Raw genomic sequence first — 7,703 nt, 5'->3', positions numbered from 1 at the left:
CATCAGCACCAGGCTGAGCACCACCGCGCCGATCGCCGAGTACAGCACCTTCGACGGCGACAACACGAAGAACGCGGCCACCATCAGGCAGGCGTCGTAGGACATCTGCACCTTGCCCGCGCTCCAGCCGCGGGTGCGCTGCAGGTACACCGCCAGGATACCGATACCACCGAGGCTGGCACGGTGCCGGATGAAGAACAGGATGCCCAGGCCGGACAACGCACCGCCCACGATCGCCGAATACAGCGGGTTGATGTGCGAGAAGTCGATCCAGCGCGGCAGCAGGTCGGTCAGCACGCCACAGGCGGTGACCGCAGCGAAGGTCTTCAGGGTGAATTCCCAGCCCATGCGGCGCAGCGCCACCCAGTAGAACGGCAGGTTGACCAGCACGAACACCAGGCCGAAGTTCCAGCCCATCGCGTAGTGCAGCAGGAACGCCATGCCGGCCATGCCGCCGATCATCAGCCCGCCCTTGGCGAAGATGGCCAGGCCCAGCGAGGCCACCATCGTGGCCAGCACCATGCCCTGCACGTCCTCGGCGATCGAGTGACGCAGCGCTTTTTCGTCGGCGGTGGTGCCGGCACTGTCGGGCGGCGGGGTCAGCGGACCAGCGGTGACCAGGTGGCCGTCAGCGTCGTCGCACGGCGCGGGGCCATGGGCGGGAAGGGACATACGGGTGGGGGAACAGCAGGTGGGGAGCAATATTAGACACGATCTGCATGACAGTTGCAGATGAAATCGTTCAGCTGCGCTCGCCCATTCAGGTTATTTCGGAGGCGTCACCGGCAGCACGGCCAGCATGTCCTCGCCATCATCGTCCATGCCGGTCTCGACGAAACCGAAGCTGCCATAGAAGGCGCCCGCCACCGGATTGTGCGGGTTGTAGCAGATCTCGACCTCGGCCAGGCCGGGCGTATCCCGGATCTGCGCCAGCGCCAGTTCCAGCGCGCGCCGCCCGATGCCACGCCCCTGCCAGCGCTGATCGACCATGAACCGCCAGATCGAGATGCGCTGCGGCGTCTCCGGCACCCACATGAAGAACCCGACCAGCTCGCCATCGGCCTGGATGGCGCGGGTCTGGTAGCCGGGATGGAATGCGGCCTGCACCAGCGACCAGGTATTGCCAGCGACGAAGTCCTGCTGCGCCTCGCTGACGTCGAGATCGCATACCGCTTCGTAGTTGTCGGGGGTGATCGCTTCCAGCGTGACCTGCATATGGGCGTCCTGCCTCGGGATGGACTCCCAGTCTGCCCGACCCTGGAGGCCGTGTGGCGATGCCCCACACGGCCGTTCAGCGCAGCGTTGCCTGCTCAGCCGTTGCCGGCCAGGTGGTGCGCCACCAGCGCGTTGGCATGGCCATGGCCCAGCCCATGCTCGCTTTTCAGGAAGCTGACCAGTTCCATGTGTTTCAGGCCCTTCTTCCCCGCCAGCAGCCCGAACCAGTGCGTCACCGGCTGCCCGTAGGTCTTCTCGATGGAGGGGAAGTACGAGGCCGGGCCTTTCGGCTTGGTGTCAGTGCTCATGTGCAGCTCCCGTTGAAGTCATTCATTCGACGAACCACAGTCCCTGAAATCGACATCCCCACACGCCTACACAGAATGGGGTCGGAGCCGTTCCAACAGCTCGCGGGAAATTGTCGAAGGCGGGGCGGCTCAGGTTGCGGGGGCGTGAGCGCCATGGATGGCGCGACCGAGGCTACATGGACGTACTTGCGCCGTCCCCCGCAACCTGAGCCACCCCGCCTCCCACGGGAAGCCAGCTTTTGACGTTGCCATTGACGTTGTTTCGGCAGGTGCCGGGCGCAGCCCGGCCGTATCATCCCGCCATGCCCCGTGAAAACCTCAACGACCTGCAGGCCTTCGTCCACGTCGCCCGCGAAGGCAGCTTCACCAGGGCGGCCGCCCAGCTGGGTGTCTCCCAGTCCGCGCTCAGCCATGCCCTGCGTGGCCTGGAAGAGCGCCTGGGCGTGCGCCTGCTGACCCGGACCACCCGCAGCGTGTCCACCACCGAGGCCGGCGCCCGCCTGCTCAAGACCCTCGCTCCACGCCTGGCCGAGATCGAGGATGAGCTGGCCGCGCTGACGGAGTATCGCGAACGCCCGGCCGGCACCATCCGCATCAACGCCACCGGCCATGCCGCCGAGTACCTTGCCTGGCCGCGGCTGGCGCCTCTGCTGCAGCAGTATCCGGACCTGAAGGTGGAACTGACCACCGACTACGGCCTGGCCGATATCGTCGCCGAGCGCTACGACATCGGCATCCGCCTCGGCGAACGCCTGGCCCGCGACATGATCGCCGTGCCGATCAGCCCACCGCTGCGCATGCGCGTGGTCGGTGCACCCAGCTACTTCCGCCAGCATGTGGTGCCACGGCATCCGCACGACCTGGCCAACCACAACTGCATCACCCTGCGCCTGCCTACGCATGGTGGGCTGATGCCGTGGGATTTCGGCCAGGACGGCAACGAACTGAGCCTGCGCGTGACCGGACAATGGACCTTCAACACCATGGGCATGACCCGTGCTGCCGCGCTGGCCGGCAGCGGGCTGGCCTGGCTGCCGGAGGACCAGGTGCAGCCGATGCTGGACGAGGGCCGCCTGCAGTCGGTGCTGGACGACTGGTGCCCGCACTTCGATGGCTACTACGCGTATTACCCGTCGCGCCGCCACGTCACCGTAGCGATGCGCACGGTGCTTGATGCGCTGCGCGGGCCGATGGCGGGATGAGGTGTGCGGACCAACGGTCCGCACCCACCCCGGTCCGCACCCGCCAGAGGCAGGGTGGCCCGGCGGTCAGCCCTTGGCCTGCGCGGCGCGCTGCGCGTTGTAGCGCTCGCCGACGATGGAGATTTCTTCCAACGTCTGCGCGATGCGCTGCAGCTCTTCCGGTGCGAGCTGCAGGTCAGCCGCGCCCAGGTTCTCTTCCAGGCGGTGGACCTTGGTGGTGCCCGGAATCGGCACGATCCACGGCGCCTGCGCCAGCAGCCAGGCCAGCGCCACCTGCGCCGGCGTCGCGCCGCGTGCTGCAGCAATCGTGGCGATGCGATCAACCAGCGCCTGGTTGGCGCGGCGGGCTTCCACTTCGAAGCGCGGTACGCTGTTGCGGAAATCGTTGGCGTCGAAGGTGGTGTCGGCGTTGATCGCGCCGGTCAGGAAGCCGCGGCCGAGCGGACTGAACGGCACGAAGCCGATGCCCAGTTCCTGCAGAGTCGGCAGCAGCTCGCGCTCGGGCTCGCGCCACCACAGCGAGTACTCGCTCTGCACGGCAGCAACCGGCTGCACCGCGTGCGCACGGCGCACGGTGGCGGCGCTGGCCTCGGACAGGCCGAAGTGGCCAACCTTGCCTTCGGCGATCAGGTCACGCACGGTGCCGGCCACGTCCTCGATCGGCACGTTCGGGTCCACGCGGTGCTGGTAGAACAGGTCGATATGGTCGGTGCGCAGGCGCTTGAGGCTGGCTTCGGCCACCGCACGGATGTTCTCCGGGCGGCTGTCCAGGCCGGTATCGACGCGCGCATCCTTGAAGCCGAACTTGGTGGCGATCACCAGTCTGTCGCGATACGGGACCAGCGCCTGGCCGAGCAGGTCTTCGTTGGTGTACGGCCCGTACACCTCGGCGGTATCGAAGAAGGTCACGCCGCGTTCGACCGCCGCGTGCAGCAGGGCAATGCCCTGGTCCCGCTCCACCGGTTGGCCGTAGCCATGGCTCAGGCCCATGCAGCCCAGGCCCAGGGCGGAAACCTTCAGGCCACTGCGGCCCAGTTCACGTGTCTGCATCGTTGTGCTCCAGAGGGGGAGCGCTGACGATACGCCTGCAAGGGCAACCGATTGAATGGGCAGTGTTGCAGTTGGTCATGACTGGTATTCATCAATACGCGCAGCCGCCCGTCATTCCATGGCCCGCAGGGTGTCAGTGCAACCCGCCAGTTCCACCATCATCCTGCCAGTGTTGCGGAACGCCGGATCCCGTGGCACCCATCGCGCGAACCAACGCTGTTCGCCGTCCACCACGGACTCGAAAATCCACGATGAGCCATCAAGCCCAGCGCTCGAGTCTTCGCCCTGCAACAGCGAAAACGCGGCCGCGACGGCCTTCCATTCCTGCGCACTCAGCGCGCGCGGTGGAGCGCACGTGCCGCCCTTGATGACGGTGGATGGACGTCCGGGCGACGATCCGGGAATCTCGAAATCGCGTGCACTGCGCCCGACGATCCACGCCTGGCCCGCTGCGTTGCGCTGCGCGCGTACTACCACGCCCGGGAAGAATGGGGTATGCCAGACGAAGCGATACGCCTGGATCGGTACGCTGCCACAGCGGAACGACGGCTCCGGCAAGCCATCGAGATCCCGCAGCGCGTCTCTGTAGGATGCCCTCGCAAACCCGGTGAAATCGAGGAACGGAAGCGGGCCCCTGCTACGCCTCTGTGCAGGCGGCGGCAGCAGATACCACGCATGCGCCTGCGGATCGTCGCAGCCCTCGGCCGGGGCAGCCGGTTCGGGGGTACGGGCACAGCCGGCCTGCAGCAGCACGGCGATGGCCAGTATCACGCTCACAGTCGCACGCATGCAGGCCTCCCTGGCAGGTTCACGCCGGCGTGCATCCGGCGCTGCAGTCATCCCGGAGCAGAGGGCACCCGCAGGCGCCCGTCCGGTCACCGGATCTCGGAGATCTCCACGCCATCCAGCCCCTGCGACAGGGTGCGCGCGTCGCCGCCCTGGCTGAGCTTGATGCGTAGGCGCACCTCGTTCTGCGAATCGGCGTAGCGCAGCGCGTCCTCGTAGCTGATCTCGCCAGCCTGGTACAGCTCGAACAGGCTCTGGTCGAAGGTCTTCATGCCCAGCTGGACCGAGTCCTTCATCACTTCCTTCAGCTTGTGGATCTCGCCGTCGCGGATGTAGTCCTGCACCAGCGGCGTGCCCAGCAGGATCTCCATCGCCACCTTGCGCGAACGGCCATCGGGCGACGGAATCAGCTGCTGCGCAACCACGCCCTTGAGGTTCAGCGACAGGTCCATCAGCAGCTGGTTGCGGCGGTCTTCCGGGAAGAAGTTGACGATGCGGTCCATCGCCTGGTTGGCGTTGTTGGCATGCAGGGTGCACAGCACCAGGTGGCCGGTTTCGGCGAATGCGATGGCGTGGTCCATGCCTTCGCGGGTACGCACCTCGCCGATCATGATCACGTCCGGCGCCTGGCGCAGGGTGTTCTTCAGGGCCGCTTCCCAACTGTCGGTATCGATGCCGACTTCGCGCTGGGTGATGATGCAGCCCTCGTGCTTGTGCACGAACTCGATCGGGTCTTCGATGGTGATGATGTGGCCGGTCGAGTTCTGGTTGCGGTAGCCGATCATCGCTGCCAGCGAGGTCGACTTACCGGTACCGGTGGCACCGACGAACAGGATGATGCCGCGCTTGGTCATCGCCAGCGTCTTGATGATCGGCGGCAGGCTCAGCTCTTCCACGGTCGGAATGCGCGTCTCGATGCGACGCAGCACCATGCCGACCTGGTTGCGCTGGTAGAAGCAGCTGACGCGGAAGCGGCCGACACCGGACAGGCCGATGGCGAAGTTGCACTCGTGGGTCTTCTCGAATTCCTCGCGCTGCGCCGGGGTCATCACGTTGAGGACCAGGTCGCGGCTCTGCTGCGGCGTGAGCGGGGTCTGCGTGATCGGCGAGATCTTGCCGTTGACCTTCATCGCCGGCGGCATGCCTGCGGTGATGAACAGGTCCGAGGCGCGCTGGTGCGCCATCAGCTTGAGGAACGAAGTGAAATCGATGGTGGTCGCGGTGGTGTTCACGGCGGGCTCCCAATGGGGCATGTACCAGGAAACGGTCGGAGGCGGAAACGGCGCGGGAACGGCGGCGCACTGGCGCACGCCGCCCCGTGGCTGCCCGCCTTACTCGAACAGGCGCTTGTCCTTGGCGTAGTCGCGGGCCTGGTTGCGGGTGATCAGGCTGCGCTTGACCAGGTCCTGCAGGTGCTGGTCCAGGGTCATCATGCCGTACTGCTGGCCGGTCTGGATGGCCGAGTACATCTGCGCCACCTTGTCCTCGCGGATCAGGTTGCGGATGGCCGGGGTGCCGACCATGATTTCCCACGCAGCGGTACGACCACCACCGACCTTCTTCAGCAGCGCCTGCGAGATCACCGCACGCAGCGATTCGGACAGCATCGAACGCACCATCGGCTTTTCGCCGGCCGGGAACACGTCGATGATACGGTCGATGGTCTTGGCCGCCGAGCTGGTGTGCAGGGTGCCGAACACCAGGTGGCCGGTCTCCGCGGCGGTCAGCGCCAGGCGGATGGTTTCCAGGTCGCGCAACTCGCCGACCAGGATGATGTCCGGATCCTCACGCAGCGCCGAGCGCAGCGCTTCGTTGAAGCCATGCGTGTCGCGGTGCACTTCGCGCTGGTTGATCAGGCACTTCTGCGAGGTGTGCACGAATTCGATCGGATCCTCGACGGTGAGGATGTGGCCGTATTCGTTCTTGTTGATGTAGTCGATCATCGCCGCCAGCGTGGTCGACTTGCCCGAACCGGTCGGACCGGTCACCAGGATCAGGCCCTGCGGCTGCTGGATCACTTCGCGGAACAACGGCGGGCAGGCCAGGTCCTCGAGGGTGAGCACCTCGGACGGAATGGTACGGAACACCGCACCGGCGCCGCGGTTCTGGTTGAACGCGTTGACACGGAAGCGCGCCAGCGACGGGATCTCGAAGGAGAAGTCCACTTCGAGGAATTCCTCGTAATCGCGGCGCTGCTTGTCAGACATGATGTCGTACACCAGCGCGTGGACCTGCTTGTGGTCCAGGGCTGGGATGTTGATCCGGCGCACGTCGCCGTCCACGCGGATCATCGGCGGCAGGCCTGCGGACAGATGCAGGTCGGACGCTTTGTTCTTTACGGAAAACGCCAACAGCTCGGCGATATCCATGAGCGGCTACTCCCCAATAACGGCTTCGACTGGAAGGATCTTTCCCCGGGCGGCAGTATAGCCTCCTGATTCAACGGAACGCGTTACGTGGCCACTCCCCTGCCCCAGATCCTGAGCAACCTGCACGCCGCCGCCGAGGCCGCTGGCAGGCCCGATCCACGCCTGCTGGCGGTGTCCAAGACCCAGCCGGCCGAGGCCGTGGCGGCGCTGGCCGCGCAGGGCCAGCACGCCTTCGGCGAGAACTACGTGCAGGAAGCACTGGCCAAGATGCAGGCGCTGCAGCACCTGGCGCTGGAATGGCACCTGATCGGCCACCTGCAGTCGAACAAGGCCGAGGCCGTGGCCAGCCATTTCGACTGGGTGCAGAGCGTGGACCGTCCCAAGCTGGTGACCGCGCTGGCACGCCATCGCCCGGCCACGCGCGGCCCGCTGAACGTACTGATCCAGGTCAACATCGACGATGAATCCAGCAAGCATGGCTGTGCACCGGAAGACGTGGATGCACTGGCCGCCGCGATTGCCGCCGAACCCAGCCTGCGCCTGCGTGGCCTGATGGCGATTCCCGCACCGTGGCCGGAAGCGGAGCGCCGTCGGGATGCATTCGTGCGCATGCGCACACTTTTCCAGTCGCTGGCTGCCCAGCACGCGCAGATCGACACGCTGTCGATGGGCATGAGCAGCGACTACGCCGAAGCCATCGCCGAGGGTGCCACCCTGGTGCGCATCGGCACCGCCCTGTTCGGCGCCCGCCCGCGCCCGGCCTGACTTTCCAA

At 66.3% G+C, this 7,703-nt stretch carries 9 protein-coding genes; 2 read left to right on the top strand and 7 right to left on the bottom strand.

The annotated features are described in order from the left end of the window. The 3 genes from N5D91_RS01505 to N5D91_RS01495 form a co-directional block, all read right to left on the bottom strand. Positions 1–672, bottom strand: a 672-nt coding sequence (locus N5D91_RS01505) for a YitT family protein (RefSeq protein ID WP_279922658.1), incomplete at its 3' end; no start/stop codon positions are given. 93 nt (positions 673–765) lie between these two features. After that, positions 766–1,215, bottom strand: a complete 450-nt coding sequence (locus N5D91_RS01500; protein WP_180846483.1) for a GNAT family N-acetyltransferase — start codon at positions 1,213–1,215, stop codon at positions 766–768. A 95-nt stretch (positions 1,216–1,310) separates the two neighbouring features. Beyond that, complete coding sequence (locus N5D91_RS01495; RefSeq protein WP_180846484.1) at positions 1,311–1,523, bottom strand: DUF4287 domain-containing protein; 213 nt, start codon at positions 1,521–1,523, stop codon at positions 1,311–1,313. Between the two features lie 302 nt (positions 1,524–1,825). On the opposite strand from N5D91_RS01495, the gene N5D91_RS01490 reads away from it, so the two are divergent. Next, positions 1,826–2,725 (top strand): LysR family transcriptional regulator, encoded by a 900-nt coding sequence (locus tag N5D91_RS01490; RefSeq protein ID WP_164161050.1) that lies wholly within the window; start codon positions 1,826–1,828, stop codon positions 2,723–2,725. A gap of 66 nt (positions 2,726–2,791) precedes the next feature. Here the strand turns inward: N5D91_RS01490 and N5D91_RS01485 are convergent, their stop codons facing one another. The 4 genes from N5D91_RS01485 to N5D91_RS01470 all read right to left on the bottom strand — a co-directional run bounded on the left by N5D91_RS01485 (position 2,792) and on the right by N5D91_RS01470 (position 6,930). Continuing rightward, entirely contained in the window at positions 2,792–3,775 is a 984-nt protein-coding gene (locus tag N5D91_RS01485; RefSeq protein WP_180854087.1) for an aldo/keto reductase, read from the bottom strand. 111 nt (positions 3,776–3,886) lie between these two features. Further along, a complete protein-coding gene (locus N5D91_RS01480; RefSeq protein WP_180854086.1) occupies positions 3,887–4,546 on the bottom strand; it encodes a hypothetical protein in 660 nt (219 codons plus the stop codon). 104 nt (positions 4,547–4,650) lie between these two features. Beyond that, positions 4,651–5,814, bottom strand: a complete 1,164-nt coding sequence (locus N5D91_RS01475; protein ID WP_049434422.1) for a PilT/PilU family type 4a pilus ATPase — start codon at positions 5,812–5,814, stop codon at positions 4,651–4,653. A 78-nt stretch (positions 5,815–5,892) separates the two neighbouring features. After that, on the bottom strand, positions 5,893–6,930 hold the full coding sequence (locus N5D91_RS01470; protein WP_006422551.1) for a type IV pilus twitching motility protein PilT: 1,038 nt from the start codon (positions 6,928–6,930) through the stop codon (positions 5,893–5,895). 87 nt (positions 6,931–7,017) lie between these two features. Between N5D91_RS01470 and N5D91_RS01465 the strand changes: the two genes are divergently transcribed. Further along, complete coding sequence (locus N5D91_RS01465) at positions 7,018–7,695, top strand: YggS family pyridoxal phosphate-dependent enzyme (RefSeq protein ID WP_180854085.1); 678 nt, start codon at positions 7,018–7,020, stop codon at positions 7,693–7,695. The last annotated feature ends 8 nt before the right edge of the window (positions 7,696–7,703 follow it).

This window comes from Stenotrophomonas sp. GD03794 (genome assembly GCF_029842145.1).
GTDB lineage: Bacteria > Pseudomonadota > Gammaproteobacteria > Xanthomonadales > Xanthomonadaceae > Stenotrophomonas > Stenotrophomonas riyadhensis.
Note: the sequence above shows the minus strand (reverse complement) of the source record. Positions and strands in the feature narration are given on the sequence as shown.

Bases quoted from the DNA above. Each gene is read 5' to 3' on its own strand.
- N5D91_RS01470 (WP_006422551.1), bottom strand. From the start codon at position 6,930: ATGGATATCGCCGAGCTGTTGGCGTTTTCCGTAAAGAACAAAGCGTCC.
- N5D91_RS01500 (WP_180846483.1), bottom strand. From the start codon at position 1,215: ATGCAGGTCACGCTGGAAGCGATCACCCCCGACAACTACGAAGCGGTA.
- N5D91_RS01485 (WP_180854087.1), bottom strand. From the start codon at position 3,775: ATGCAGACACGTGAACTGGGCCGCAGTGGCCTGAAGGTTTCCGCCCTG.
- N5D91_RS01475 (WP_049434422.1), bottom strand. From the start codon at position 5,814: ATGCCCCATTGGGAGCCCGCCGTGAACACCACCGCGACCACCATCGAT.
- N5D91_RS01490 (WP_164161050.1), top strand. From the start codon at position 1,826: ATGCCCCGTGAAAACCTCAACGACCTGCAGGCCTTCGTCCACGTCGCC.
- N5D91_RS01495 (WP_180846484.1), bottom strand. From the start codon at position 1,523: ATGAGCACTGACACCAAGCCGAAAGGCCCGGCCTCGTACTTCCCCTCC.